Annotated in this window: 31 protein-coding genes and 1 tRNA gene; 20 read left to right on the top strand and 12 right to left on the bottom strand. The window is 46.1% G+C overall.

What is annotated here, in order from left to right:
* The first annotated feature begins 28 nt into the window (after positions 1 to 28).
* From ICN18_RS09120 to bamC, 4 genes are all read left to right on the top strand, one after another.
* Positions 29 to 1,231, top strand: a complete 1,203-nt coding sequence (locus tag ICN18_RS09120) for a tryptophan--tRNA ligase (protein ID WP_216190189.1) — start codon at positions 29 to 31, stop codon at positions 1,229 to 1,231.
* 9 nt (positions 1,232 to 1,240) lie between these two features.
* On the top strand, positions 1,241 to 1,804 hold the full coding sequence (locus ICN18_RS09125) for a class I SAM-dependent methyltransferase (RefSeq protein ID WP_255532182.1): 564 nt from the start codon (positions 1,241 to 1,243) through the stop codon (positions 1,802 to 1,804).
* 77 nt (positions 1,805 to 1,881) lie between these two features.
* Positions 1,882 to 2,754 (top strand): 4-hydroxy-tetrahydrodipicolinate synthase, encoded by an 873-nt coding sequence (dapA, locus tag ICN18_RS09130; RefSeq protein WP_216190469.1) that lies wholly within the window; start codon positions 1,882 to 1,884, stop codon positions 2,752 to 2,754.
* Positions 2,751 to 3,899, top strand: a complete 1,149-nt coding sequence (bamC, locus tag ICN18_RS09135) for an NlpB/DapX family lipoprotein (RefSeq protein ID WP_216190190.1) — start codon at positions 2,751 to 2,753, stop codon at positions 3,897 to 3,899. Before dapA ends, bamC begins: the two co-directional genes overlap by 4 nt.
* 72 nt (positions 3,900 to 3,971) lie before the next feature.
* On the opposite strand, the gene ICN18_RS09140 is transcribed toward bamC, so the two are convergent.
* Both ICN18_RS09140 and ICN18_RS09145 read right to left on the bottom strand, forming a co-directional pair.
* Positions 3,972 to 4,139 (bottom strand): hypothetical protein, encoded by a 168-nt coding sequence (locus tag ICN18_RS09140; protein ID WP_216190191.1) that lies wholly within the window; start codon positions 4,137 to 4,139, stop codon positions 3,972 to 3,974.
* Between the two features lie 109 nt (positions 4,140 to 4,248).
* Positions 4,249 to 5,421, bottom strand: a complete 1,173-nt coding sequence (locus ICN18_RS09145) for a cupin domain-containing protein (RefSeq protein ID WP_255532183.1) — start codon at positions 5,419 to 5,421, stop codon at positions 4,249 to 4,251.
* A gap of 120 nt (positions 5,422 to 5,541) precedes the next feature.
* Between ICN18_RS09145 and ICN18_RS09150 the strand changes: the two genes are divergently transcribed.
* A complete protein-coding gene (locus ICN18_RS09150) occupies positions 5,542 to 6,141 on the top strand; it encodes an FKBP-type peptidyl-prolyl cis-trans isomerase (protein ID WP_216190471.1) in 600 nt (199 codons plus the stop codon).
* An 88-nt stretch (positions 6,142 to 6,229) separates the two neighbouring features.
* Here the strand turns inward: ICN18_RS09150 and cysE are convergent, their stop codons facing one another.
* A complete protein-coding gene (cysE, locus tag ICN18_RS09155) occupies positions 6,230 to 6,994 on the bottom strand; it encodes a serine O-acetyltransferase (protein ID WP_216190193.1) in 765 nt (254 codons plus the stop codon).
* 23 nt (positions 6,995 to 7,017) lie between these two features.
* Positions 7,018 to 7,770 carry an RNA methyltransferase gene (locus tag ICN18_RS09160; protein WP_216190194.1) on the bottom strand — a complete coding sequence of 251 codons (753 nt, stop codon included), beginning with the start codon at positions 7,768 to 7,770 and terminating at the stop codon, positions 7,018 to 7,020.
* A 154-nt stretch (positions 7,771 to 7,924) separates the two neighbouring features.
* On the opposite strand from ICN18_RS09160, the gene ICN18_RS09165 reads away from it, so the two are divergent.
* A complete protein-coding gene (locus ICN18_RS09165) occupies positions 7,925 to 8,713 on the top strand; it encodes an inositol monophosphatase family protein (RefSeq protein WP_216190195.1) in 789 nt (262 codons plus the stop codon).
* A 38-nt stretch (positions 8,714 to 8,751) separates the two neighbouring features.
* Here ICN18_RS09165 and ICN18_RS09170 read toward each other — a convergent pair whose 3' ends face one another.
* The 3 genes from ICN18_RS09170 to ICN18_RS09180 are packed head-to-tail and all read right to left on the bottom strand — an operon-like array spanning position 8,752 to position 10,962.
* Positions 8,752 to 9,531, bottom strand: coding sequence for a UDP-2,3-diacylglucosamine diphosphatase (locus ICN18_RS09170; RefSeq protein ID WP_216190196.1), 780 nt, complete (start codon positions 9,529 to 9,531; stop codon positions 8,752 to 8,754).
* The gene (locus ICN18_RS09175; protein WP_216190197.1) at positions 9,528 to 10,031 is read right to left on the bottom strand and encodes a peptidylprolyl isomerase; all 504 of its coding nucleotides are present in this window, start codon (positions 10,029 to 10,031) and stop codon (positions 9,528 to 9,530) included. Before ICN18_RS09175 ends, ICN18_RS09170 begins: the two co-directional genes overlap by 4 nt.
* Positions 10,003 to 10,962 carry a tetratricopeptide repeat protein gene (locus ICN18_RS09180; RefSeq protein WP_216190198.1) on the bottom strand — a complete coding sequence of 320 codons (960 nt, stop codon included), beginning with the start codon at positions 10,960 to 10,962 and terminating at the stop codon, positions 10,003 to 10,005. The genes ICN18_RS09175 and ICN18_RS09180 overlap by 29 nt, the downstream gene beginning before the upstream one ends.
* A gap of 60 nt (positions 10,963 to 11,022) precedes the next feature.
* Between ICN18_RS09180 and cysS the strand changes: the two genes are divergently transcribed.
* The 7 genes from cysS to ICN18_RS09215 all read left to right on the top strand — a co-directional run bounded on the left by cysS (position 11,023) and on the right by ICN18_RS09215 (position 17,852).
* Positions 11,023 to 12,444, top strand: a complete 1,422-nt coding sequence (gene cysS / locus ICN18_RS09185) for a cysteine--tRNA ligase (protein WP_216190199.1) — start codon at positions 11,023 to 11,025, stop codon at positions 12,442 to 12,444.
* The gene (locus tag ICN18_RS09190) at positions 12,444 to 13,118 is read left to right on the top strand and encodes a DNA-3-methyladenine glycosylase family protein (protein ID WP_216190200.1); all 675 of its coding nucleotides are present in this window, start codon (positions 12,444 to 12,446) and stop codon (positions 13,116 to 13,118) included. The genes cysS and ICN18_RS09190 overlap by 1 nt, the downstream gene beginning before the upstream one ends.
* 9 nt (positions 13,119 to 13,127) lie before the next feature.
* Positions 13,128 to 14,099: an acetyl-CoA carboxylase carboxyltransferase subunit alpha gene (locus ICN18_RS09195; RefSeq protein WP_216190201.1), complete on the top strand. Its 972-nt coding sequence runs from the start codon at positions 13,128 to 13,130 to the stop codon at positions 14,097 to 14,099.
* On the top strand, positions 14,065 to 15,366 hold the full coding sequence (gene tilS / locus ICN18_RS09200; RefSeq protein WP_216190202.1) for a tRNA lysidine(34) synthetase TilS: 1,302 nt from the start codon (positions 14,065 to 14,067) through the stop codon (positions 15,364 to 15,366). Before ICN18_RS09195 ends, tilS begins: the two co-directional genes overlap by 35 nt.
* A gap of 61 nt (positions 15,367 to 15,427) precedes the next feature.
* Positions 15,428 to 16,678 (top strand): aspartate kinase, encoded by a 1,251-nt coding sequence (locus tag ICN18_RS09205; RefSeq protein WP_216190203.1) that lies wholly within the window; start codon positions 15,428 to 15,430, stop codon positions 16,676 to 16,678.
* 71 nt (positions 16,679 to 16,749) lie between these two features.
* Positions 16,750 to 16,844: transfer RNA gene (locus tag ICN18_RS09210), tRNA-Ser, on the top strand.
* Positions 16,845 to 17,084: 240 nt separating this feature from the next.
* Complete coding sequence (locus ICN18_RS09215) at positions 17,085 to 17,852, top strand: metallophosphoesterase (RefSeq protein WP_216190204.1); 768 nt, start codon at positions 17,085 to 17,087, stop codon at positions 17,850 to 17,852.
* A 29-nt stretch (positions 17,853 to 17,881) separates the two neighbouring features.
* Here ICN18_RS09215 and ICN18_RS09220 read toward each other — a convergent pair whose 3' ends face one another.
* From ICN18_RS09220 to ICN18_RS09230, 3 genes are all read right to left on the bottom strand, one after another.
* Positions 17,882 to 19,189: a type II toxin-antitoxin system HipA family toxin gene (locus tag ICN18_RS09220; protein ID WP_216190205.1), complete on the bottom strand. Its 1,308-nt coding sequence runs from the start codon at positions 19,187 to 19,189 to the stop codon at positions 17,882 to 17,884.
* Positions 19,189 to 19,530 (bottom strand): helix-turn-helix domain-containing protein, encoded by a 342-nt coding sequence (locus tag ICN18_RS09225; protein ID WP_216190206.1) that lies wholly within the window; start codon positions 19,528 to 19,530, stop codon positions 19,189 to 19,191. Before ICN18_RS09225 ends, ICN18_RS09220 begins: the two co-directional genes overlap by 1 nt.
* 120 nt (positions 19,531 to 19,650) lie before the next feature.
* Positions 19,651 to 20,031: a tyrosine-type recombinase/integrase gene (locus ICN18_RS09230; RefSeq protein ID WP_216190207.1), complete on the bottom strand. Its 381-nt coding sequence runs from the start codon at positions 20,029 to 20,031 to the stop codon at positions 19,651 to 19,653.
* 82 nt (positions 20,032 to 20,113) lie between these two features.
* On the opposite strand from ICN18_RS09230, the gene ICN18_RS09235 reads away from it, so the two are divergent.
* The gene (locus tag ICN18_RS09235) at positions 20,114 to 20,293 is read left to right on the top strand and encodes a hypothetical protein (protein WP_216190208.1); all 180 of its coding nucleotides are present in this window, start codon (positions 20,114 to 20,116) and stop codon (positions 20,291 to 20,293) included.
* 50 nt (positions 20,294 to 20,343) lie between these two features.
* On the opposite strand, the gene ICN18_RS09240 is transcribed toward ICN18_RS09235, so the two are convergent.
* Positions 20,344 to 20,895, bottom strand: a complete 552-nt coding sequence (locus ICN18_RS09240; protein ID WP_216190209.1) for a hypothetical protein — start codon at positions 20,893 to 20,895, stop codon at positions 20,344 to 20,346.
* A 380-nt stretch (positions 20,896 to 21,275) separates the two neighbouring features.
* Here ICN18_RS09240 and ICN18_RS09245 point away from each other — a divergent pair, with 380 nt between their 5' ends.
* The 5 genes from ICN18_RS09245 to ICN18_RS09265 all read left to right on the top strand — a co-directional run bounded on the left by ICN18_RS09245 (position 21,276) and on the right by ICN18_RS09265 (position 23,104).
* Positions 21,276 to 21,575 (top strand): hypothetical protein, encoded by a 300-nt coding sequence (locus ICN18_RS09245; RefSeq protein WP_216190210.1) that lies wholly within the window; start codon positions 21,276 to 21,278, stop codon positions 21,573 to 21,575.
* A 114-nt stretch (positions 21,576 to 21,689) separates the two neighbouring features.
* The gene (locus tag ICN18_RS09250; protein ID WP_255532184.1) at positions 21,690 to 22,061 is read left to right on the top strand and encodes a Smr/MutS family protein; all 372 of its coding nucleotides are present in this window, start codon (positions 21,690 to 21,692) and stop codon (positions 22,059 to 22,061) included.
* Between the two features lie 48 nt (positions 22,062 to 22,109).
* Positions 22,110 to 22,451, top strand: coding sequence for an ElaB/YgaM/YqjD family protein (locus tag ICN18_RS09255; protein WP_216190212.1), 342 nt, complete (start codon positions 22,110 to 22,112; stop codon positions 22,449 to 22,451).
* A 6-nt stretch (positions 22,452 to 22,457) separates the two neighbouring features.
* Positions 22,458 to 22,826 carry a phage holin family protein gene (locus tag ICN18_RS09260; RefSeq protein WP_216190213.1) on the top strand — a complete coding sequence of 123 codons (369 nt, stop codon included), beginning with the start codon at positions 22,458 to 22,460 and terminating at the stop codon, positions 22,824 to 22,826.
* Complete coding sequence (locus tag ICN18_RS09265; protein ID WP_216190214.1) at positions 22,823 to 23,104, top strand: YqjK family protein; 282 nt, start codon at positions 22,823 to 22,825, stop codon at positions 23,102 to 23,104. The genes ICN18_RS09260 and ICN18_RS09265 overlap by 4 nt, the downstream gene beginning before the upstream one ends.
* On the opposite strand, the gene ICN18_RS09270 is transcribed toward ICN18_RS09265, so the two are convergent.
* A complete protein-coding gene (locus ICN18_RS09270) occupies positions 23,101 to 23,619 on the bottom strand; it encodes an adenine phosphoribosyltransferase (RefSeq protein ID WP_216190215.1) in 519 nt (172 codons plus the stop codon). The genes ICN18_RS09265 and ICN18_RS09270 overlap by 4 nt on opposite strands.
* An 11-nt stretch (positions 23,620 to 23,630) precedes the next feature.
* On the opposite strand from ICN18_RS09270, the gene ICN18_RS09275 reads away from it, so the two are divergent.
* Positions 23,631 to 24,191 (top strand): phosphorylase family protein, encoded by a 561-nt coding sequence (locus tag ICN18_RS09275; RefSeq protein WP_216190216.1) that lies wholly within the window; start codon positions 23,631 to 23,633, stop codon positions 24,189 to 24,191.
* Positions 24,192 to 24,273: the final 82 nt, after the last annotated feature.

The following is a 24,273-nucleotide window of genomic DNA, read 5'->3' on the forward strand; positions in this document are numbered from 1 at the left end:
CAATTAACCACTAAGAAAAAGAAAACAGATGTTTGCTGAACGCGTTCTCTCAGGCATGCGACCAACTGGTAGTTTGCACCTAGGCCATTACCACGGTGTACTAAAAAATTGGGTGCGCTTGCAATCCGAATACCCGTGCTTCTTTTTTGTAGCAGATTGGCATGCTCTTACAACCCATTACGAAACACCCGATGTGATTGAGCAATCTGTTTGGGATATGGTGATTGATTGGTTAGCTACAGGCGTAGATCCAAATCAAGCTACCTTGTTTATTCAAAGCAAGGTGCCTGAGCACGCTGAGCTATTCCTACTGCTCTCCATGGGAACCCCATTGGGCTGGCTTGAGCGGGTGCCTACCTATAAAGATCAAATTGAGAAGCTCAAGGAAAAGGATCTCCAAACATACGGCTTCTTAGGTTATCCATTATTACAAGCTGCAGATATTTTGATTTATCGTGCGCAGTTTGTACCCGTTGGTGAAGACCAGGTTCCTCACGTAGAAATGACCCGTGAGGTAGCGCGTCGCTTTAACTATTTGTATGGTCGTGAGCCAGGCTTTGAGGAAAAGGCTTTAGAGGCAGTTAAAAAGCTCGGCAGCAAGCGTGCCAAGATGTATGCTGAATTACGCGTTGCTTTTCAGGAGCGTGGTGATGACGAGGCTTTAGAGCAAGCCAAGGCTTTGCTGCAAGAAGCGCAAAGTCTATCAATGGCTGATCGCGAAAGACTCTTTGGTTTCTTGGAAGGTGCACGCAAAATTATCTTGCCTGAACCACAGGCATTGCTTACAACAGCATCACGTATGCCAGGTATTGATGGGCAGAAGATGTCCAAGTCTTATGGTAATACGATTAGCATTCGCGAAAACCCAGAAGACGTAATCAAAAAGATCCGCACGATGCCTACCGATCCTGCACGTGTTCGTAGAACGGATGCGGGTGATCCAGCGCGTTGCCCAGTATGGCAATTGCATACTGTTTACTCCAATGACGAGACCAAGCAGTGGGTGGATAAGGGTTGTAAATCTGCTGGCATTGGTTGTCTCGAATGCAAGCAGCCAGTGATTGATGCTATTTTGGCTGAGCAGCAACCGATGTTTGAGCGTGCTCAGAAATATCTGGATGATCCAAGTCTATTGCGCTCCATCATTGCAGATGGTTGCGACAAGGCACGTAAGGTTGCTCAAGAAACAATGCGCGAGGTTCGTGAGGCAATGGGCCTTGCTTACGATTAAGGTTTGATCTTGCCAGATGCGCACGATGTCATCCTGAATGCCTCTCCATGGGTGAGGCGTTTTGCTCCGCTCATTCCTAAGGGTGGGTCGGTTCTTGATTTGGCTTGTGGATCTGGACGCCATTCCGAGCACATTGCCGGCCTGGGTCATGAAGTCTTGGCGGTCGATCAAGATATCTCAGCGATAGAGTCTAATCACCATCCTTTGGTCACCCCTAAGCGACTTGATCTTGAGGGGGCTGATTGGCCCCTCAAGGATGCCAATTTTTGTGCAATCGTAGTCACCAACTACCTCTATCGTCCGCACCTCGATCAATTGCCCAAAATGCTACAAATGGGCGGTATTTTGATCTATGAAACTTTCACTATAGGGAATGGTGATTTTGGTAAGCCATCCAACCCTAATTTCCTTCTAAATCCAGGGGAATTACTCGCTTTTGCCGCTCGCCATGGGCTTAAAGTGCTGGCTTATGAGGATATTTATGTGGATCAGCCCAAACCAGCTATGGTTCAGCGCCTGTGCGCTGTAAAAGGTGAGCTAAAACAGCGCATTCCGTTACAATTTCAGGGTTAAGACAGCAAAAATTCGGTGCATATTCGGTGACAAATTCAGCTCATTCCAAAGGCAGTAAAAAGACCATCGCTGGCAGCATGCCGGCTATTGTTACTCCGATGTTCGAGGATGGGAGTTTGGATTTCGCTAGCTTGCGTTCTTTATTGGATTGGCATGTAGCAGAAGGCACTGATGGGATTGTGATTGTCGGGACTAGCGGCGAGTCCCCAACGGTTTCCGTTGAAGAGCATTGCGAACTAATTCGTGTGACAGTTGAGCAGATCGCTGGACGCATCCCGGTGATTGCTGGTACTGGTGGCAACTCAACAATCGAAGCGATTGAGTTAACTAAATTTGCAAAACAGGTTGGTGCAGATGCCAGCTTGCAAGTGGTGCCGTATTACAACAAGCCTACACAAGAAGGCATGTTTGCGCATTTTAAAAAGATTGCCGAGTCCGTAGACCTTCCGGTAATTTTGTATAACGTTCCAGGTAGGACGGTTGCCGATTTAGCTGGTGATACCGTAGTTCGTTTGGCAGGTGTGCCCGGCATTATCGGAATTAAAGAAGCAACCGGCAGCCTAGAGCGTGGCACCTTATTGATCAATGACCTGAAGCGTGCTGGTCATGAAGATTTTTCCGTATTTTCTGGTGACGATCTCACTGCTGCCATGTTGATGTTGATGGGTGGCAAAGGGAATATTTCAGTAACCGCCAATATTGCTCCGCGTTTGATGCATGAGCTTTGCGTAGCTGCGATGTCTGATGATGTTAAGCGAACCCGTGAAATTCAGTATCAATTAATTGCAGTTCATAAAGCCATGTTTACAGAGGCTAATCCAATTCCAGTTAAATGGGCTCTTCATGAGATGGGTAAGATTACCGCAGGCATTCGTTTGCCATTAACACCTTTAAGTAATTCATTGCGCGAGCCTTTGAAGGCGGCGTTAAAACAGGCCAATTTATTATGATGAATTTGTTCCAAATATTTCGTCGATTCCTATCGATCTTGGCTTTTATTTTTATTGCTTCTGCAGCATTGACTGCTTGTAAGTCTGTTACTAGTAGCGATACTGTTGACTACAAGAGCTCCGGCGCTGTTCGTGGTCCTAATTTGTCCTACCCTCCAGATCTCATCACGGCTCAGGCTGATCGCCGCTACATCGTGCAGGACGGCACCGCCACGATGTCTGAATACAATACTGCTGTAAAAAAGTCATCTCAGATGCGCAGTAATGTAATGACAGGTATTCCGGGTATGCGTATCGCCAAAGATGGCGAACGTCGCTGGTTGGTAGTTGAAAAGCCAGCCCCAGAACTCTATCCGCAAGTGAAAGATTTTTGGCAAGAGAATGGTTTCTTGTTGGTTGTTGACTCTCCATCCACCGGCATCATGGAAACCGATTGGGCGGAAAATCGTGCAAGGATTGCTCAGGATTGGATTCGTTCCACGATTGGCGGAGCCATTGATTCAATTTACGATACTGGTGAGCGCGATAAATATAAGACCCGTTTAGAGGTTTCTAAGCCTGGCGAGACTGAGATTTATATTACTCAACGCGGCGCAATCGAAAAATGCGTTAGCGATACTACCGGTGCATGTATTTCCACTATTTGGACTGGCCGTCCAAACGATCCAGAATTAGAGGCTGCATTCTTGGCGCGCTTGATGGAGCGCTTAGGTATGACCCAGGAGCAAGCTAAAGCAATGGTAGCTGCACCGCTTGGTCCTAAAACACCTAAGGCAAAGTTTGTTCAGGAGGGTAATAACCAAGGCTACATTGAGTTAAGTGCTGGTTTTGATCGTTCATGGCGTGATGTTGGTTTAGCGCTAGATCGCTCAAACTTTACTGTTGAAGATCGTAATCGCTCTACTGGTGTTTATTATGTTCGCTACGTTAACCCAAAAGACTTGGGTGATACCAAAGGATTCTTCTCCAATCTCTTTAGCAGTAAAGATGAGTCTGGTATGAAGGCTAAGAAATATCAGGTGGTAGTGAAGAGTACTGGAGATAATTCTGCAAACGTTTATGTGCAGAGTGCGGAAGGTAAACCAGAAAATACGCCGGCTGGTTTCCAGTTATTGACCCTGCTAACGGATCAGCTGACAAAGTAATTCATCGTATTCAATTTTTAACAGCCAATAAAAAAGCCGCTTTTCAGCGGCTTTTTTTCTTCATGAAGAAGATTACTTCTTAGCGTCAGCAGCAGGAGCAGCTGGAGCAGCAGCAGGAGCTTCAGCAGCTGGAGCAGCTGGAGCAGCAGCAGGAGCTTCAACAGGCTTTGCTTCTTCTTTTTTACCGCAAGCGGCCAAGGCGATTGCTAACATAGCAGCGAAAACGAGTGACTTCTTCATTTGTAAATTCCTTTAAAAAATTAACAACAATTACCGGTAATTGTTTTCTGGATTCACCGAGGGATTATCCCTAAGTAGTTTCCAGCATTTATTATATCCATGTCGAAATTCAGCGTCCAAAAACAAGCCATCCAGCTAAATAGGCTTCATAAAGGCTAGATTTATCAAGGTTTTGTAGTTTGGTGGTTTGGAGGCCCTTTTTGGCCGAGAGGGTTTGCCAGGCCTTAAGAATAGCGGGCAGTTGCTCCTTGCTCACATCATCCCCATTGCAATAAACCTGCTTTCCTAGGCTCAAAATGCGCGTTTGTGGGTGTGGCTGCAGCTGGCTGGAGGCTAGCGTTCTGTGGAATTCCTGAGGCTTAAGAGGGTTTTGAGGGGCATCAAATAGAGCCGCTTGTTTAGGCTCCGATAAGTAGGCGGTAATGCCTGGCAAAAAACTATCGATTTGATCTAACTTTAATTCCTTGAGCTTTGAGCTAAGTTGTTGAATGAGCTCTTCCGGGAGCTGTTCGGGAAGTCGGGTTGCCGCTTGTTTTGGATCCGCAAATTTATTCTCCAATGCAGGGATATCCTCTAGGGATTCGGCAAGCCGCCACAAACCTTCTTGTAGCAATTCCTTAAAGCTGGGTGAGCGAAAACCTACAGACCAAGTCTGGCAGCCCGGATCAAGGGCAATGCCATCATGAGCCACATGAGGTGGTAAGTACAACATGTCACCAGGCTCTAGAACCCATTCTTGCTCGACCTTAAAGTTCTGCAGAATTTTTAACGGGAGCTTTGGATTGAGACTCAAATCCTTTTGCTCTGAAATGCGCCACTGCCTCCTGCCTGACATTTGAATTAAAAATACATCATATGAGTCGAAGTGGGGGCCAACGCCACCACCAACTCCGGCAATGCTGATCATTAAATCGTCTAAGCGGGCATCTGGAATAAAGCGAAACCATGAGAGGATTTTTGCAGCAGCAGGGTGATGCGCTTCCATGCCCTGTAAAAGCAAAGTCCAATTGGGTTTATCAATCGAGGGAATTGCTTTTTTGGAGAATGGCCCCTGGTCAAAACTCCAGGGCATAGATTTCACTAGGCGCGATTCGACCTCGTCATGCAGGGCAAATTGAATTAACTCATTTGATGGAATTGGGCTATCGAGCGATTCTCCATGGTGAGCCGAGAGGTCGAATGCCGGTATCGCCCCACGTACCAAGAGGGGCTTTTTATGCCAATAGCGCATCATGAACTGCTCGGGGCTAATCCCACCAAATAGGGCCCAGGGCTTACTCAAGGGGAGTTTTGCGGGGGCTTGGGGCGGATCGTAGGGTTTGCTCAAGTAAAATGAGGTCATAAAGTGAAAGTTAAAAGCTTTTTAGAAACTGATTAGAAACGAATGTTCGACAAATTCCGCATGAAGATTGAAAAAAATACCATCGTATCCCTTCGTTATAAGTTAACCGATGCGCAAAATAATGTCATCGAAGAACCAGATTCTCCGATGGTATACCTGCACGGCGGCTATGAAGGCACTTTTCCAAAAATTGAGACGCTGTTGGATGGTCAGGATATTGGCTATGAAGCCACGATTCAGCTCGAGCCAAATGAAGCTTTTGGTGAGTATGACCCAGAGCTTTTGAAGATTGAGCCGCGCACCCGTTTTCCTGAGCCACTCGAAGTGGGTATGCAGTTTGAAGGGGTTCCTGATGCTGAAGAAGATACCAGCGCGGATGATGCGGATGACGAGCCTTTGATCTACACCGTAACTGATGTTGCAGACAATCAAGTGGTATTGGATGGTAATCATCCTTTGGCAGGTATGGCCCTGCGTTTTTGGGTTCAGGTAGAAGACGTACGCGCTGCTACAGATGACGAAATTGAAAACCGTCACCCTGAAGGTGGTGAGAGTTTTTCATTTGGGATGCCGAATGATGACGGCGATGATAATGACGATGAAGAATTTCCGGGTGGTGCATTAGGTGGTGGCAGCACAGGCCCGCGTACCTTGCATTGATTCATATCGCTACTGGAAAAAAAGGAATAGCTTGCTATTCCTTTTTCTTTGGGTGCCTAGCTATTCACTATGCACTTTTGTATTCACTTTATTCCCTAAGCCATTCTTTAATGGCATCCAGATCGCGCTTGGTATCGCTTGAGCCATCTGCGTCAGCCCCAGCGGGTGTATTGCTTAGCTTGGCAAGCGCCTTCTCTAGAGCTGCAATTTTGGCTTCTTGCTCGATAGTGGCATCAATCAATCCCTTCAGTGCCATCGATACGGGATCATCTACATTCGGTGTAACGCCGTATGCAGAAAAGTAATCTTTTGTTTTGCTATCTGGGCTTTGTGGTAAGTCTGGATGCAAGATTCGCGCAGGTATACCCACTGCAGTAGCGCCAGCAGGAATTTCTTTGAGCACCACTGCATTCGAGCCAACGCGAGCACCGTCGCCCACGGTAAATCCACCAAGCACTTTTGCACCTGCGCTGATCACAACGCCTTTGCCAAGCGTAGGATGACGCTTCATGCCTTTGTAAAGTGATGTACCGCCTAAAGTAACGCCTTGATAGATGGTGCAATCATCACCAATTTCTGTAGTCTCGCCGATCACAATGCCAAGCCCGTGATCCAAAAATACTCGACGACCAATCTTTGCGCCGGGATGAATTTCTATGCCAGTGAAAAAACGTGCAAACATCGACAGCACGCGAGCAATCCACTTCAGTCCAATATTCCATAAAAAATGTGAGATGCGATGCAGCCAAACTGCATGCAAACCTTGGTAGCAAGTAATGACCTCGAGACGATTCCGGGCTGCTGGGTCTCTGGCAATAATAGAGTCGACTTGGTCGAAGAGGGAATTAGACATGGCTTGATTTTAACGGGATGTGCTTATTTTCTCAGGAGCATCTGTTTGGCGATGCCACGTAATAGATCAATCTCTTCCTTATGAAGGCGGCTTCGGGCAAATAGCGCTTGGATGCGAGGCATCAGCTTCTTAGGATTAGCTGGGTCTAAATAGCCAATAGCCTCGAGTCCTTCGCGCCAATGCTCCAGCATGGCAGCGACTGCAGCGGGATCGGCAAAATCCGCCGTTTCTTGACGCATTCCAAGAGAATTCCCACCTTCGCGCTTGCTCAGCAGTGATTCTCTGAGGGTGTAGGCGCAGACCATGATGGCCTGAGCTAGATTAAGCGAGGGATAAGCGGGATTGGCGTCTAGCCAGACTCGATGGGTGCATAAAGCCAGGTGATTGTTATCTAAGCCAGTTCTCTCTGGGCCAAATAGCAGTGCGACCTCATTTCCTCCTAAGGCGGAATCAGCAATTAACCTTCTGGCACTCTCCCAATCCATGGCAGGAGGTCCAAATTCTCGATCACGGCTAGTTAGACCCAAAACTAGCGAACACCCCTCAACCACAGAGCCCAAAGAATCACTTTCTGAGGATCCTTCTAAGATATCTGCTGCGCCGCTAGCCAGGGCTATAGCTTCTGGGTTGGCGGCAACACCCTTAATCTTGGGGTTGATTAGGCGAAGATCGCTAAAGCCCATGGTTTTGAGGGCGCGAGCAGCCGAACCCACGTTACCGGGGTGACTGGTTTCCACTAAAACCCAGCGAAGTAATGCGGAGGTATCAAGGTTCATTGATGCGCTTTTAGGCCGTTAAAAGGGGGTGATGTAGGGGGTATTGGACGCTAATCGTTTAGAATCAATCTGTTAGCTTCGTATTGTCGTGCAATTTAGCCTAGTTGTCGGCATTACAAGGAGCTTGTTCTTATTTAATTTGTCCATCAATACTATGCATCCCATGTTAAATGTGGCCGTAAAGGCCGCCCGTCGCGCTGGAACAGTCATCAATCGCGCTTCCTTAAATTTGGAGCGCTTACAAGTTGACCGTAAGCAACATAACGATTTTGTAACCGAGGTGGACAAAGCCGCAGAAGCGGCCATCATTGAAACGCTCAGCGAAGCCTATCCAACCCATGGATTTTTGGCTGAAGAAACTGGTGAGCGCAACGCGGATGCAGAAAACGTCTGGATCATTGATCCATTAGATGGCACAACCAATTTCATACATGGCTTTCCACAATACGCGGTATCGATTGCATTAGCCGTAAATGGAGTAACTCAGCAAGCCGTGGTCTATGACCCAACCCGTGATGAGTTATTTACTGCTACTCGTGGCGCAGGTGCGTACTTAGATCGCCGGCGTTTACGCGTTGCTTCGCAAGATCGCTTAGCGAATGCATTGTTAGGTACGGGCTTTCCGTATCGCGAAGATCAAGACCTCGATAAATATTTAAAAATCTTTGGCGAGATGTCACGTCAATGTGCTGGCCTACGTCGTCCTGGTGCTGCATCTTTGGATTTAGCGTATGTGGCAGCTGGTCGTTACGATGGTTTCTTTGAGAGCGATCTCAAGCCATGGGATATGGCTGCAGGTGCATTGCTTATCACCGAAGCTGGTGGTCTGATTGGCAACTACCGCGGGGAAGAGGGCTTTCTAAAAAGCGGCGAAGTGATGGCAGCTAATCCGCGCATCTTTGCGCAGATGGTGCAGTCACTTTCTAAATACTCGGCTTCTTAATTCAGTAGAAAGATTGATCTAATTATTTAATTGAATGATTATTTAATTAGATCGATAAATTTTGCGCCAGTGCTATCGATGAGCAGGGCGCTAGCTCGAGGGCGGCCGCTCTCTGGGTGATCCAGATCCCAGTCGGATAAAACCCAGCGCTGCCAATGCTGCTCACCCAAAGACTCTTCATGGTGAGCTGGCAAGTGGGTATGCCCGTGGATTAATCTGTTTCCAGATTGTTCTTTCAATACAGCAGCACAGGCTTTGCGCGTGACATCCATTTTGAGTTGATGTGAAGCAGTGCGTTGCTGCGATTGGTATTGGCTATGACTATTGGTTCTTAGATGTTGCGCAACACCTTTGCGCCAATTGAGCGGCAGGGTTAAGAAGATTTTTTGAACCCATGGTTTTCTAACCCAACTGCGAAAAACTTGGTAGCCAAGGTCTGCAGTACATAAAGCATCGCCGTGGGCGAGTACCCATTTTCCTGAAGCGATCTCCACGGTAGTTGGATCTGCTAGGAGCGTCATCCCAGTTTTTTTAAGAAAACTTTTGCCGATTAAAAAATCTCGATTGCCATGCACGTAGTAAGTTTTGACTTTGGCCGACAAATTGGCGATTGCACGCTGTACTTCTTGCTGAAAAGGTGAAGATGCGGATGCATCATCACCAATCCAGTATTCAAATAAGTCACCCAGAATAAATACCGCCTCAACTTTTGGTGCTTCTTTTTCACAAAAGTCAAAAAAGCGTTGCGCCGTCAAGGGCATTGACGGTGTGAGGTGTAAATCGGATATGAGCAGTGCGCTCGCGTATTGCGGAATCATTCCTCGAGAACTGTTGCCTTCTCAATAACAACATCTTCCGCTGGAACGTCTTGATGAAAACCGGAGCTACCAGTCTTTACCTTTCGAATGGTATCAACGACATCCATGCCATCGGTTACTTTGCCAAAAACTGCATAACCCCAGCCTTGAGCATTTGGCGCTGTGTGGTTTAAGAAATCATTGTCATTCACGTTAATAAAGAATTGAGCTGTAGCAGAATGTGGATCACTAGTGCGTGCCATGGCAACGGTATAGCGATCGTTCTTGAGGCCATTATTGGCTTCGTTTTCAATCTCTGTGCCTGTTGGCTTTTGTTTCATGCCCGCAGTCATACCACCGCCTTGAACCATAAAGTTATCAATGACGCGATGAAAGATCGTGCCGTCGTAATGACCGCTTTTTACATACTGCAAGAAGTTGGCAACGCTTTTAGGTGCCTTAGCTGCATCAAGAGTGAGGGTGATATCACCCTTATTGGTTTTTAAGAGTACTTTCGCCATTATTGGGTCTGCTTTCTGGAAGGTTGGTGGATGGATTATTACTTGGCAAAGAATCCGAAGTATTCAAAGTTGAACTTCCTGCCGGACTCACTGTGGGATTGAGGGTGCGACTCACGGGACGCTTAGCTGGCGGCTTCAATACATCTAACAATGCTTTTGCGCGGTTGGCGTACTGACGCTGATTCAGAGCCGCATTTTTAGCAGCATCTTCATAAGCTTGGGCACCAAGGCGAACGTAGATTTCACCCAAGTTAGCTGAAGCAATAGCGTAGCTAGGACGGAGTTTTAAAGCGAGCTCTAAATAATCTCTTGCCTCAATCCACTGACCTTGATTTGCTGCGATAGCCGCAAGATTGTTGTAGGGCTCAGGCAACTCTGGAAATTGTTGAGTAATTTCAATCAAAGTCTTTTTGGCTTGATCAAATTGGCGCATCTCTATTTGCAAACGTGCTTTTACAAATCGCAATTGCACATTGCGTGGCGTTTTCTTTAAATCAGAATTAATTTGCGTTACTGCATCTTGATATTTGCGCGCCTTAATGAGTTTTTCAACATCTGAAGGAACGGCATTTTTGGTAATTGGATCCGGCTCAATAATCAGAAAGGATAAAAACGGCACACCAACTGTTTCGGATAATTCTGGATTCAATGGGTCATAGCCCATGTCCGCAGAAAGTCTGGGGGGATCAGTCGGGCTGTAGCCCCCTAAATAGGGCTGTGGGGCTAGCTGGCCAGATTTCATTTCCTGGGCATTTAATGCCGTTATTTCAGCATCAGCGCGCTGCTGGGCAGGGGTGCTACAGCCTGTTATCAAAGCCAGGGCTGCCAAGGCGGCAAAAGTAGCAAAAGCTGGTGCTAAGGCGGTAATGAGGGCTGGACGCGGCGCTGGAGCTTTATGGGGCATAGGGGAAGGGGTGTGAAACGGGCTCATTCGATATACTCAGCGCTCAGTCTAACAAATTGGCGCTACTTGCCCCACCTTTATAGCTCTATGCTGCAAATCTATAACACCCTTAGCCGTTCAAAACAGGTCTTTAAGCCCATAGTTCCGGGCAAGGTGAAGATGTACGTCTGCGGCATGACGGTCTATGACTTTTGCCATATTGGCCATGCCAGAGTCATGATTGTCTTTGATATGGTGGTTCGTTGGCTCAGGGCTAGCGGTTATGAAGTCCTCTATGTACGCAATATTACGGATATTGATGACAAGATCATCAATCGCGCCATTGAAAATGGTGAGCCGATTTCTGCGTTAACTAATCGTTTTATCGATGCGATGCATGCCGACTCCGATGAGTTGGGTTTAATGCATCCCGATCAAGAACCGCGCGCTACCGATTACATCCAACAAATGCAGGGCATGATCGGCAAACTGATTGAAAACGAATTGGCTTATCAAGCGAATGACGGAGATGTTAATTTTGCTGTGCGCTTATTGCCACGTTACGGTCAACTTTCTGGAAAGACGCTAGATGAACTCAACGCTGGCGAGCGAGTTGCTATTGGTGATGGCAAACGTGATCCACTAGATTTCGTTTTATGGAAAAGCGCCAAGCCAGAAGAGCCCGCTGATACACGCTGGAAATCACCTTGGGGTGAAGGGCGCCCTGGATGGCATATCGAATGTTCAGCAATGTCCTGTGACTTACTGGGCGAACACTTTGACATTCATGGTGGCGGTGCTGACTTGCAGTTTCCGCATCACGAAAATGAAATTGCCCAAAGTGAAGGCGCCCTGTACGGCAAAGACCGCAAAGAGGACGATGCTCCTTTTGTAAATTATTGGATGCATAACGGCCACATTCGTGTGAATGAAGAAAAGATGTCTAAGTCGTTAGGCAATTTCTTCTTAATTCGAGATGTCCTGAAAAGCTTTGATCCTGAAGTATTGCGCTTCTTCATGTTGAAGGCGCATTACCGCAGTCCGATTAATTACAGCGATTCTCAGTTAGAAGAGGCGCGCTCAGGATTAGGACGCCTCTATACCGCTTTGTCTCAGGCGCCTAAGGCTGAATCATTAACCCTGGACCCCAATAACCCATGGGCTAAGCGCTTCGCCGATGCCATGAATGATGATTTCAATACGCCAGAAGCGATTGCGGTCTTATTTGACTTGGCAAGTGAAGTTAATCGCGCACAAGGTGACGAAAAGCAATTGCTTGCAAACGTCATGAAATCGCTTGGAAAAACATTGAATTTCTTGCAGCGGGATCCAACGGCATTTTTGCAAGCAGGATCTAAAGATCAGGGCGGTTTGAGTCCAGAGCAAATTGAAGAGCACATTGCGGCGCGTGTTGCTGCTAAACAAGCGAAAGACTTTGCAAAAGCAGACTCGATTCGTAAAGCATTGCTTGAGCAAGGCATCGTTTTGGAAGATAAACCCGGCGGCTTAACAGAATGGCGTAGGGCTTAATGACTGCAGTAAAAGTAGATAAAGCAGAAAAAGTAGAATCAATCCTGGAAGAGGTGGCCCCGGAATACTGGGAGCAAGCTTGTAAAGAATTGATGAAGCAAGATCGCATTCTGAAAAAACTGATTCCTAAATATGGCTCAGGATTTTTAGTTACTCGTGGCGATCCATTTAATACTTTGGCAAGAGCAATTGTTGGGCAACAGATTTCAGTGGCGGCAGCGCAGTCGGTTTGGAATAGAGTGGTTGCTGCTAGCAAAAAGAAAGTCACCCCTAAAAATATCCTGGCACTCTCCGTTGAAGAATTGCGTGCCGCTGGTTTGTCTGGGCGTAAGGTCGAATACATCCGCGATTTAGCTGATCATTTTGATTCTGGCCGTCTTCATGCCAATCAGTGGAAAGATATGGATGATGAGAGTGTAATTAAAGAATTAAGCTCAATTCGGGGGATTGGCCGCTGGACGGCGGAGATGTTCCTCATTTTCAACATGATTCGCCCCGATATTCTGCCTCTGGATGACGTAGGTCTCATTAAGGCTATCTCCCTCAATTACTTCAGTGGAGAGCCTGTCAGCCGCCATGAAGCCCGTGAGGTGGCTGCTAATTGGGCCCCATGGCGTACGGTTGCCACCTGGTATATGTGGAGAAGTATCGACCCGATCCCGGTTGAATATTAAAATCAGACTATGAAAACGACTTTCCTGGATTTTGAGCAGCAAATCGCCGAATTAGAGTCAAAGATTGAAGAGTTGCGTTTTGTGCAAGATGAGTCATCGGTAGACATCTCCGATGAGATCAAAACGCTGGCTGAAAAAAGTCAGCAGCTTACAAAAGACGTTTACGCCAATCTCACCCCTTGGCAAGTATCTCAAGTAGCGCGTCATCCGCAGCGTCCTTATACGCTAGATTACGTTGGTGCTTTATTTACAGACTTTCATGAGTTGCATGGTGATCGAACGTTTGCAGATGATCAATCGATCATCGGTGGCTTGGCTCGTTTTGAAAACCAACCTTGCATAGTCATTGGCCATCAAAAAGGTCGCGACACCAAAGAGCGTGCCCTACGAAACTTCGGCATGAGTCGTCCTGAGGGTTATCGCAAAGCAATGCGTCTCATGCGCCTTGCAGAAAAGTTTGGCATTCCTGTTTTCACATTCGTTGATACGCCTGGTGCATTTCCGGGCATTGATGCAGAAGAGCGCAATCAGTCTGAAGCGATTGGCCGCAATTTGTATGTTCAAGCTGAACTCGAAGTTCCCATCATCGCGACCATCATTGGTGAAGGTGGTTCCGGGGGTGCATTGGCTATCGCGATGGGTGATGTAGTGTTGATGTTGCAAAACTCTACTTACTCAGTGATCTCGCCTGAAGGCTGTGCCTCCATCCTCTGGAAGACGGCTGATAAGGCTCCAGAGGCGGCTGAGCAGCTTGGCTTAACGGCACAGCGCTTAAAAGCATTGGGTTTAATTGACAAGATTGTTGCCGAACCTATTGGCGGCGCACATCGTGATTACGACAATATGATGAGCAATATGCGCAAAGCACTTGCTGAATCCTTAAAAACTTTTGATGGCATGAAAGTGGATGCATTGCTTGAGCGTCGTCATGAGCGTTTGATGAGTTATGGCAAGTTCAAGGAAATCACAGCAAAGTCCTAAGCCAGGAAAACGAATTGCGGTTGCCCTCAGTGGTGGCCTCGATTCGGTTGTATTGCTCGACACAGTTTGCAAAGCGCAGGCTAAAAACCATAATCAAGTCTATGCCTTTCATATTCATCATGGCTTACAAAAGCCAGCAGATGATTGGTTGATCTTCTGCGAAAAGCTCGCAAAGCAGTACAAAATTCATTTTGATTTCAGGCTTCTTCATCTCAACGCTGCAGAAGTAAAAGGCAACATTGAGGCGAGAGCAAGAGCAGGGCGCTACGAAGCGCTTGCTGATCTTTGCGAAGAATATGGCATCGAAGATTTACTCTTGGCGCATCACCAAAATGATCAAGCTGAAACGGTTCTTCTGCAACTCCTTAGGGGCTCTGGCGTAGCGGGCTTATCAGGCATGCCCCTCAGCAGGCAGCTAGAGCTCAATGATCACAACATTACACTTTGGCGACCACTCTTAAATCAAAGCAGACAAGAGCTTGAGGCTTACGCCAGTGAGCAGAAGCTCAAATGGATTGAAGACCCCAGCAATAAAGACACAAAATATCGTCGTAATGCTGTTCGTAAGAAAATCATTCCCGCTCTAGAAAATATTCAACCCGAAGCATTAGCAAATATGGCGCGGAGTGCTGAGCTGCTTGGAGAGGCGCAAGCCTTGCTAAATCGCTTGGCTCAACAAGATAGCAAAAGTATTCTCAACAAAGGTCAATTGAAAGTGGCGTCGCTACTTGCTTTGGCTAATGATGACTTACCTGCGGCAAATAATGTTTTGCGTTATTGGCTCCAAACACAGCAGTTAGCGATGCCATCTCAAGAGCGCTTACAAGCTTGGTGGCGTGATCTTGCGAAAGTCAAAGCTGATGCCAATCTGGAATGGCTTCATGATGAGAGAAAGATTTACCTTTGGCGTGGCATGCTCCAAGTTGCCAATGCGGAAGCGGGACGCTGGATTCTCAAAACATTGCCAGCCAATTCCAAGCAATTGGGGCTTCCGGCGGATTGGGTAAAAACTGCCCAAGACAATAATCAAATTACCCTCAGAGAGCGTATTGGCTCCGAGAAGATTCAGATTAAGCCTAAGACCCCTCGTAAAACACTCAAAAACCTCTACCAAGAGGCCGATGTGCCTCCCTGGGAGCGTCAGGCACCCTTACTCTATATTGGCGATGCACTGATCGCTGTAGCGGGGATTGGGCTTAGTTACCCACATATCACATCCACGGGAAGGCGAATACTCCCGGAATGGGTGCAAAACCCTGTAAAATAAGCCCTTTTTATACCCTCAAGGATTCATTTCCTTGTTACAGACAGTTAAATAGACGGTTTTTATGGCTCTTATCGTTCATAAATATGGCGGCACCTCAATGGGCTCAACAGAGCGCATTGCCAATGTTGCTAAACGCGTAGCCAAATGGATGCGCGCTGGCCACCAAGTGGTGGTTGTGCCTTCAGCTATGTCAGGCGAGACAAATCGCCTGCTAGGTCTTGCAAAAGAAATTAACCCAGATGCAAGCCCACGCGAATTAGATCAAATCGCCTCAACCGGTGAGCAAGTGAGTTCTGGCTTGTTGGCTTTGGCATTGATGCGCGAAGGTATCGATGCAGTGAGTTACGCCGGTTGGCAAGTAACGGTGCATACCGATTCATCATTTACTAAAGCGCGTATCAAGAGTATTGAGAGCGAAAAGATTCTGAAAGATCTTAATGCTGGACGTGCAGTAGTGGTTACTGGCTTCCAAGGCGTTGATCCGAACGGCAACATCACCACATTAGGTCGTGGCGGTTCTGATACATCAGCAGTGGCGATGGCTGCAGCCTTAAAGGCAGACGAGTGCTTAATCTACACCGATGTTGATGGTGTTTACACAACCGACCCACGCGTCTGCGAAGATGCTCGTCGCTTAGACAAAATTACTTTTGAAGAGATGCTAGAAATGGCAAGCTTAGGTTCAAAGGTATTGCAGATTCGTTCAGTCGAGTTTGCAGGTAAGTACAAAGTTAAAACCCGGGTTCTGTCTTCTTTGACAGACCCATTGATGCCTTTAGCTGATGAGATGAGCTCAGGCACCTTGATTACATTTGAAGAGGACAGCACTATGGAAGCCGCAGTTATTTCCGGCATCGCCTTTGCGCGTGATGAAGCGAAGATTACCGTTCTTGGAGTTCCTGATCGCCCAGGTATTGCATATCAAATTCTGGGGCCGATTGCGGATGCCAATATTGATGTGGACATCATCATTCAGAACCAGTCTGTAGAAGGTAAAACAGATTTTACTTTTACAGTGCCGCGCTCTGATTATCAAAAAGCATTGGACTTGCTAAAGAACACTGTACAAGCACATATCGAGGCAAAAGAAATCTCTGGTGATCCAAAGGTTTCTAAGGTTTCAGTAGTGGGCGTAGGCATGCGTTCACACGTTGGTATCGCCAGCAAGATGTTCCGCACCTTGTCAGAAGAGGGCATCAATATCTTGATGATCTCCACTAGCGAAATCAAGATCTCAGTAGTGATTGATGAGAAATACATGGAATTGGCTGTACGTGCCCTACACAAGGCATTCGAGCTGGACCAGAAGTAAGTAAAAGAGTAATAAACCCCTCAGAAGCGGTTATCCGTTAAACTGTGGGGCGTTGTAATAGTAAGAAGTACGGAGACGTGGCCGAGCTGGTCGAAGGCACTCCCCTGCTAAGGGAGCATCGGGGCTAAAACTCTGATCGGAGGTTCGAATCCTCTCGTCTCCGCCAGCACTTTTGGCATTTTTTCCTCTTTTTACTATATGCAACATAGACTTAGCCCCTTAACCGGGGCTTTTTCTTTATTACTCCCGCTTACCAGTACGCTTACCACCCAAATAATATGTGGTTGCAGATATGTGGCCAATACCATTTAAGCCAATAATCGCTTGTTGCATCTTGGCAGCATGGTTAATTAATTGAATGCACTAGATTTAAATATAAAAACCAAGATCGTGTCTTATCCAATTTATGAAACTTCATGTACTGAGTGATTTGCATCTAGAGTTTGCTGACTTTACCCCCGGATCAAATGCAGCAGATGTGATTATTCTGGCGGGTGATATCGGCCTTCGCGCGGAAGGTGTAACTTGGGCCAGGAAATCTTTTTCGGATCAAGAAATTATTTATGTGGCTGGCAACCATGAGTTCTATGGTTCTCAGCGTTCTCATGTCATTGAGGACATCCAAAATACATGCGCAGAAAACGGCATTCATTTCCTTGATGACTATGGGGTTGAGCTATATGATTCGCAGTTAAATACTCCCGTTCGTTTTTTAGGGGCTACTTTATGGACAGACTTTTTATTATTTGGCGAAGATCTTAAATCTAAATGCTTATCGTATGGCGAGCTTTACTTAAATGACTTCAGAAGAATCCGTGACGGAGGTAGAAATTTTTCCCCGAAAAAGTCTATCCAATTGCATGAAAAGTCACTGGCTTGGCTGCAAAAAGAGTTAGAGAGTCCCTTTAGTGGCAAGACGGTAGTGGTTACTCATCATCTACCCTCAATGAGTTCAGTAGCGGAGCGATATAAACCGGATCTACTATCCACCTGTTTTGCCTCCGAGTTAGCCCATCTCTTTGGAAAGATGTCTTTATGGATTCATGGGCATACGCATGACTCCTGTGATTATCAAATGCATGGCACTAGGGTGGTTTGTAATCCTCGCGGTTATGTGCGATCTAATCATGCTGAGAACCCAGCATTTAATCCATCTTTAATAATTGAAATCTAGTTACCCACCATACGCTTCATAATGAGAGCTTAGTTTTTGGCTAAAGTCTTGATTAATTCAGGGCTGCAAATATCATCGATACGCCTAAAGGCTAGAGAGATTTCTTCGATTTGATCTGCAGCAATTCCAAGGCTTTCAAAGTGAGTTTTCCATTGCCTAGTTACTCGCCATACACGATCGATAATGTCGCTTGCTTGCTGCGCGGAAAGGCCAAAGCGCTCTTTGGCACCATAGGCATTATCTAGTGTGGCCAATTTACCTTGTGGTCCAACACCTAGATGTTGATAACGCTCACTTGCAATGACTGCATGAGGCATCACGTCATAGAGTGGGCTCAGGCTCCAACCTTTAAGTGCATGGCTCCATAAGAATGCATGATTGCGTAGATGATCATCATCGTTACTAACAAAAATATTAAAGATCATGCGTGCATATAGTTCTTCAATATCAGCTTTGACTGTTTGAACCACGCAATATCTGCGGATGGTATCCGCAATATCCATATAGCTTTTTGTGTTGGATTCTGATTCGTGACAGGCAACTAAGGTGAGGGCGCTAACGACATGATGACGAATTTCTAGTGACCGAGCAAAAGCAGTCCAAGAGCGATCAAAGCGTTTGACCATCAACACTTTTTTCTTGCCAACTTGTTCTAATTGCGTTTGCGCTACATTAAGACCGGCTAACTGCGCAAGTTTGAGTGTGGCGTATTCAATGCTTGGTACATCTAAAGCGCCATCTGCGTTACCTGGGAACTTGGCCATCCATAAAATGTTGTCATCATCACGCACGCTTGCCTTAGGACGCATGCCCCCAAGACCGCTACCTACAATCAAAATTCTCGATAACGCTTCTGATACAGGTAAGCCAGCCTCAATCTTTTGTGCACCTTCCAGTACGTAAGATAGATTGTGAATACTTTCATGAGCAGGGCGCTCCTCTTGATCTAAAGAAGACCGAATGTCTAAAGCCCCAACACGATCACTGCCCGCTTCGAGTAGATAGGTTGATTCTGGCAGGCTATTGGCTGGAACCTTAAGCCTAGCTTCAATCACTCTTCTTCCCCAAGAATCAGGAGCAGCATCCCGAATTCCACCAAAAGCCTCTAAGCCGTTAGGTGGAATGAGGCGTTTACCTTTGATCTCACTTTTACTCTTAAGACTAAGGGCGACTGGATCTACTTCTTGTGCGTTGCTCCTATCTAAGTAACGCAAGCCATAAGCAAATGAAGAGGCAATAAGTCTTGAGCCTTCTTCATCTACTTGCAGTTGTCCTGCTGGTACAAATTGCCCATCAAGATTGGCAAAGACAAAAAGATCCTTAGTGGTATTGGCCATCAGAAATCAAGCGCTTTCATTTCCGCTGCACTTAAATCACGCACGCGTTGTGGACGTGAGCGACGCTCTAAAGCAATGATCGCAGGATCATCTCCGCTTAAGAGTTGCAACAAGTTCATGCCTGGAGCGATTGCATCTAAGTAACGCAGGAGCGCGCCAACGGCTACACCAGGATCACCCTTTTCAATGCGCTGTGCAGTGGCGCGAGATAGGCCGGCACGGACTGCTGCTTCACCTTGGCGAACACGACGCGCAAGACGCAAAGAAACAAGGCATTGCGCTATTTCAGCGGATTGGCCAAGTTGCTTTGATGTTAGGGTCAGCTCTTGATCTACGCGCATAGTTGCCTCATGCATTTTGTTAGGTATGAGGCTTTAATATACCTGTTTATACGCCATAGATCAATAAATATGACTCATAAAAGAGTCTTTAAGTGTTTTAATGACTTATTTATAAGTCTTTTAATGGTTTAGAGTAGAAAATGTAGGCTTGTAATTCCGCCAAAGGGACGCCTCTTTACTGGACAGATTTTCCATGCATTTTTCTATAAAGCCCTCCCAGTCGCTCATCAAGCAAACCCGTTTTTCCAGCTGATCTTGCCTTCTATAGGCCGCCTCCGCCTTATTCTGAATCGTGTGCGCCAAAGCTAACTCGACAGTCTCATTTGAGTATTCAGTAGTCTCGGCAGCCCAGTCACGAAATGTAGATCTAAAGCCATGCGGCACAAAGTCTGCGTACTTAGGCATCTTTCTCATCATTGCAAGTAGGGCCATATTAGATAGAGCGCGCTCCTTATGCAAAGAGCTAGGGAATAAATAGGAGTTCACTCTGATTGTCTTCAAATGCTTGAGGGTTTCTATAGCCCTGGTATTTAGCGGTAGTGGAAGCCTCCCGAGCACAGGCGTTTGTCAAGAGATCTAACTTATGAAAATTCAATACCTATTTGTATTGCTCGGTGCTAGCTTATTGGTGGCATGCGGTGGTGGTGGTGGAGGAAGTAGCTCCTCTAGTTCAGCGCCATCCCCAGCACCAGCACCATCCGCTCCAACCGTAAACCAAAATGCAACTGCTGCAACTTCTGCGGTTATCTTGGTTGGAATGTAATCTTGAAATATGAGTTAAAGAAAAAGCCCCTGACGGGGCTTTTTCTTTGCTTAATTACTGATTGCGCCAACGGCCTGCATATAGCCTTGGATATATTGTGGTGGCACAAAGAGTTCAGTCTTCACTCCATTCTTGGCGGAAAGGGTGATGATGAAACCTTTCTTCATTTTTTCTTTGAGGAATGCTTCAGTAATTTGAATAGAGACTACCTCTCTAAAGATGCAGCCTCTATCGCCGCAAGCACCAGCTTCTCTACCTATAACTTTAAATGTAGTGGCAGGGGTGTTTTCTAAGATCGCGGAATCGTAATAACGCCACTGCGAGAAATAGGTTAGTTGTGCATTGAGCTCATATGTCTTAGCTCCTTGCTTGGTTTGCTCGGCTCTTAAGCTAAACATTTCATAGGTATTGGCTTCATCCATCGTATTGATAGGAGGGCCTTGATAAGTCTTGCCACCCGTTGCTGAATTCGGCGTGATGATCGTCGAGTGGTAAACATCATTAATTTCCCAGCCGCTAATCTTTCTGTCATTCATATTGCAGGCAAGAAGGCCGGCACTAACTGTTAGTAATAAAACAACTCGATAAATGTTTCGTTGCATATAAAGCCCCCTAAGTTCCCCAAATAATACTATTTCTAGTTAAAGCCCAGTTTTACTGACTTACAGCCTTTGTCAGTAAAGGCCTTAGGCCAAGCCCCCAGTCAATTTTCCTCATTAGGGTATCTCACTAGACAATTAATATACTTCACAAGTTCACAACTTCAGATGTTGTGTTATAGTGCTAGAACTGGGAGATGGAATGAAGAGACAAATACCGAAAACACATCAAGCCTTGGAGTGGGTAGGGAAGGGCATGACCGCTGCTCAGGCAGCAAGAAAAATGCAAATTTCAGAATCCAGTGTGTATGCCGCCCTCAGAAAGACGAAGGCGAAAGAAGTAGGTTGTTGTCCAACGTGTGGTCACAAAATAAGGAACTAAGATGAAAAAGACTCTATTAGCAGCCGTAACAATCTCTGTTGCTGCATTCGCGTACGCGAATACATCTCCGTCAGATTCTTCTGAGTTAGTAAATCAGCAGTGCAAGATTTCTGCTGAAGCAGTATCTACGTTGAAAGGCTTGCGTTATGGCAACACTTCAATTCGTAAAGATGTATCTACATTAATCAACGCTAGCCTAAAGACTCCAGAGAATCGCGATCTTGCACAAAAGACTCTAAATATGATGGTTGACGATAAGTCGGCTGATGTTAGAAGCCTAGAAGGTAAGTACTGCTCTTAAGGAGTTCAGTCGAACTGAAGCAAATTGGCGCATAACGCAGAATGTCCTGACTGTGGGAATGTGCGGGCATTGTTTAATCAGTGCCCGCATTGTGGTTCTGACAATTTGCCAATATTGAGTTCAGACACGATTGAGCTCAATATTAAGCAGGATGGCCCTTATGTTGATGAGGCGTTAGAGCGTTTAACTGACTATTTACGAAAATCCCTAGAAGTAGGCATTAAGGCGATTGTCTTGATTCATGGCTATGGATCAAGCGGTGAGGGTGGTCGGATTAAATGGGCAATTCATGATGCGCTAGAAAACAACCGCTATTCCGATCGGGTAGATGAATACCACTTTGGCGAAGATGTCGCCTTTGGAAGCGAAGCCTATCAAGCTCTGCTTAGGCGCCGTCCTGGTCTAAAACGTTACCTTAAGCGCTTCAAAGAAGGCAATGCAGGAATGACTGTTCTATTGTTGGGAAGTCAGGTTAGAAGTGCTTAGAATAGGGTTATATCTGCAATTCATGTATTACCCATTAGGAATTTCTCTATGACCGCTAAGAAAATAGACCACTCTGAATTACATGATGACAAGCAAACAGGCTCAGAAAGCTTAATTGCTGAATTCAAATCTTTAATGGTTGATGCTGAGGCTTTAATCAAGGCTACCGAAGATCATCCCGGCGCTGCAATCAGTTCCATTCGTAATAAGGCTCTTGAAACGCTGGCAGGGGCTAAAGAAAGTATTTCTAGTGTCGAAGGTAAGCTGCTGGATAAAGCAAAGCTAGCTGCGGAAGGTGCGGATGACTTTGTTCATCGAAATCCTTGGGAAGCTGTTGGCGTTGCAGCAGGCTTAGGCTTGCTTATTGGTTTATTTATTGGACGCCGTTAAATCTCTATGTCTCAAGAAAACTTACTTTCTTCTATTAAGGGTCTTGCTTCAACTGGAGCATCGATAGCCCAAACGCGCTTAGAGCTGTTATCTCTGGATGTTCAAATTGCCAGAAGCAAATTCATTAGCTTGCTAGTAATGATTGTGAGCGCTTTATTCTTTTTATTTTTCGGCCTGGTAATGTTGGCACTATCCATTGTGATTTACAGTTGGGAAACTAATCGAATGATGGCCTTGGGTTTATTAACTGGGGCCTTTCTATTCGTTGGAATTATCTTGGCTCTGCTGATTAACCAGTCATTACGAAAGATGCCAAGATTGTTTGAGGCGTCAATTACTGAGTTGGCCAAAGATCGCGAAGCGCTTTCAAAATGAGCGAGCATTTAAAGGCATTAGAGGATCGCCAGCACGAGCTAAAACTTCAGGCGCACCGAGAGCGCAAGGAGTTCGCTGAACACTTTGAGGCTTGGGAGAAGCCACTCTCTTGGGCCGATAAAGGGGTTGATGCTGTCAACTTCTTGAGGAGTAATCCGATCCTATGGACTAGCGCCTTTGCAGCGCTAGCGCATTACAAACCTAAATTAGCGAGCAAGGCACTTGCAGTGGGTTGGGGAGCTATGAAGGTCATTAAGAGCGCTAAAAAGCTAATTTAGCTCTTTAATACAGACTGATGGCGAATACCATTCTGACTTAAAAGCACATTGCCATTTAAGAAGGTAATTTCTAGCAAAGTAATTGCGCCACTGACTTTAAAGCCAGCATTGCGAATTAACTTATCAGCAGCAACCAATGTTCCGCCGGTAGCTAGAACATCATCAAGCAGCAATACTCTGGCATCTTTAGGTAGAGTGGATTGCTGTATTTCTAAAGCATCATTGCCATACTCAAGCCCATAAGCTTCACGATGACTTGCCAGTGGAAGTTTGTTCGGCTTTCTGGCCAAAGCTAATCCTTTGTGCGCATGGTGGGCTAAAGCGGAGCCAAAGATAAAGCCCCGTGATTCAATGCCTAGAATGTGGGTGTAATCAAATTGCTTGGCAATCTCATCTAGCTGGCGAATAGCCTCTTTAAAGGCTGCTGGGTTGGCTAGTAAAGGGGATATGTCCCTAAAGAGAACGCCGGGCTTTGGAAAATCAGGAACTCCGGGTAGATAATCTAATAAATTCATTACAAGCCAATATGAAAACAGAACTTCTCATTATTACCGCATTAGAGTCTGAGCTCAAGCGTGAATCTCTCCCGAGCGGCGTAGAGATTGTGTACTCCGGCATTGGCAAAATTAATGCTGCCATGACTAGTATCAAAGCAGTACACCAATACTCGCCAAAACGAATCTTGAACTTTGGTACCGCAGGGAAAATCAAATCAGAATTACAGGGCTTATTGGAGATAGGTAAAGTCATTCAACGCGATATGGTCGCTGAGCCACTAGCGCCGCGCGGCAGCACTCCATTTTGTACTCGACCGCAGGAATATCTCTCTACGGGAAAATTTCTCTGTGGCACGGGCGATAGTTTTGTGACTGCTCACGATTCTTGGTTGCATAGCCAGGGTGTAGATGTGGTGGATATGGAGTTATTTGCAATTGCTGCAATCGCACATGTGCACGGTATACCTTGGCAGTCCTTTAAATACATCACCGATGAAGCCAATGAGAGTTCTGGTAAGGACTGGCAGGCAAAAGTGCATCACGGCCAAGACCTTTTCCTAGAAAAAATTAGGGATATATTACGTAATTAGTTTTGGTGGCATTATGGTATTTATTCATTACCGTCTTTAGCTAGCACCGGTCTGCTAAAGCAATCCAAAGGGGTAATTAGTG

Source organism: Polynucleobacter parvulilacunae (assembly GCF_018881715.1).
In the GTDB taxonomy this organism is placed as follows: Bacteria; Pseudomonadota; Gammaproteobacteria; order Burkholderiales; family Burkholderiaceae; genus Polynucleobacter; species Polynucleobacter parvulilacunae.

What these genes read in the sequence shown, in the direction of transcription:
- ICN18_RS09120 (WP_216190189.1), top strand. Translation starts at nt 29, where the DNA reads ATGTTTGCTGAACGCGTTCTCTCAGGCATGCGACCAACTGGTAGTTTG.
- dapA (WP_216190469.1), top strand. Translation starts at nt 1,882, where the DNA reads ATGCCGGCTATTGTTACTCCGATGTTCGAGGATGGGAGTTTGGATTTC.
- bamC (WP_216190190.1), top strand. Translation starts at nt 2,751, where the DNA reads ATGATGAATTTGTTCCAAATATTTCGTCGATTCCTATCGATCTTGGCT.
- ICN18_RS09140 (WP_216190191.1), bottom strand. Translation starts at nt 4,139, where the DNA reads ATGAAGAAGTCACTCGTTTTCGCTGCTATGTTAGCAATCGCCTTGGCC.
- ICN18_RS09150 (WP_216190471.1), top strand. Translation starts at nt 5,542, where the DNA reads ATGAAGATTGAAAAAAATACCATCGTATCCCTTCGTTATAAGTTAACC.
- cysE (WP_216190193.1), bottom strand. Translation starts at nt 6,994, where the DNA reads ATGTCTAATTCCCTCTTCGACCAAGTCGACTCTATTATTGCCAGAGAC.
- ICN18_RS09160 (WP_216190194.1), bottom strand. Translation starts at nt 7,770, where the DNA reads ATGAACCTTGATACCTCCGCATTACTTCGCTGGGTTTTAGTGGAAACC.
- ICN18_RS09165 (WP_216190195.1), top strand. Translation starts at nt 7,925, where the DNA reads ATGCATCCCATGTTAAATGTGGCCGTAAAGGCCGCCCGTCGCGCTGGA.
- ICN18_RS09170 (WP_216190196.1), bottom strand. Translation starts at nt 9,531, where the DNA reads ATGATTCCGCAATACGCGAGCGCACTGCTCATATCCGATTTACACCTC.
- ICN18_RS09175 (WP_216190197.1), bottom strand. Translation starts at nt 10,031, where the DNA reads ATGGCGAAAGTACTCTTAAAAACCAATAAGGGTGATATCACCCTCACT.
- ICN18_RS09180 (WP_216190198.1), bottom strand. Translation starts at nt 10,962, where the DNA reads ATGAGCCCGTTTCACACCCCTTCCCCTATGCCCCATAAAGCTCCAGCG.
- cysS (WP_216190199.1), top strand. Translation starts at nt 11,023, where the DNA reads ATGCTGCAAATCTATAACACCCTTAGCCGTTCAAAACAGGTCTTTAAG.
- ICN18_RS09190 (WP_216190200.1), top strand. Translation starts at nt 12,444, where the DNA reads ATGACTGCAGTAAAAGTAGATAAAGCAGAAAAAGTAGAATCAATCCTG.
- ICN18_RS09195 (WP_216190201.1), top strand. Translation starts at nt 13,128, where the DNA reads ATGAAAACGACTTTCCTGGATTTTGAGCAGCAAATCGCCGAATTAGAG.
- tilS (WP_216190202.1), top strand. Translation starts at nt 14,065, where the DNA reads ATGGCAAGTTCAAGGAAATCACAGCAAAGTCCTAAGCCAGGAAAACGA.
- ICN18_RS09205 (WP_216190203.1), top strand. Translation starts at nt 15,428, where the DNA reads ATGGCTCTTATCGTTCATAAATATGGCGGCACCTCAATGGGCTCAACA.
- ICN18_RS09215 (WP_216190204.1), top strand. Translation starts at nt 17,085, where the DNA reads ATGAAACTTCATGTACTGAGTGATTTGCATCTAGAGTTTGCTGACTTT.
- ICN18_RS09220 (WP_216190205.1), bottom strand. Translation starts at nt 19,189, where the DNA reads ATGGCCAATACCACTAAGGATCTTTTTGTCTTTGCCAATCTTGATGGG.
- ICN18_RS09225 (WP_216190206.1), bottom strand. Translation starts at nt 19,530, where the DNA reads ATGCGCGTAGATCAAGAGCTGACCCTAACATCAAAGCAACTTGGCCAA.
- ICN18_RS09235 (WP_216190208.1), top strand. Translation starts at nt 20,114, where the DNA reads ATGAAAATTCAATACCTATTTGTATTGCTCGGTGCTAGCTTATTGGTG.
- ICN18_RS09240 (WP_216190209.1), bottom strand. Translation starts at nt 20,895, where the DNA reads ATGCAACGAAACATTTATCGAGTTGTTTTATTACTAACAGTTAGTGCC.
- ICN18_RS09245 (WP_216190210.1), top strand. Translation starts at nt 21,276, where the DNA reads ATGAAAAAGACTCTATTAGCAGCCGTAACAATCTCTGTTGCTGCATTC.
- ICN18_RS09255 (WP_216190212.1), top strand. Translation starts at nt 22,110, where the DNA reads ATGACCGCTAAGAAAATAGACCACTCTGAATTACATGATGACAAGCAA.
- ICN18_RS09260 (WP_216190213.1), top strand. Translation starts at nt 22,458, where the DNA reads ATGTCTCAAGAAAACTTACTTTCTTCTATTAAGGGTCTTGCTTCAACT.
- ICN18_RS09265 (WP_216190214.1), top strand. Translation starts at nt 22,823, where the DNA reads ATGAGCGAGCATTTAAAGGCATTAGAGGATCGCCAGCACGAGCTAAAA.
- ICN18_RS09270 (WP_216190215.1), bottom strand. Translation starts at nt 23,619, where the DNA reads ATGAATTTATTAGATTATCTACCCGGAGTTCCTGATTTTCCAAAGCCC.
- ICN18_RS09275 (WP_216190216.1), top strand. Translation starts at nt 23,631, where the DNA reads ATGAAAACAGAACTTCTCATTATTACCGCATTAGAGTCTGAGCTCAAG.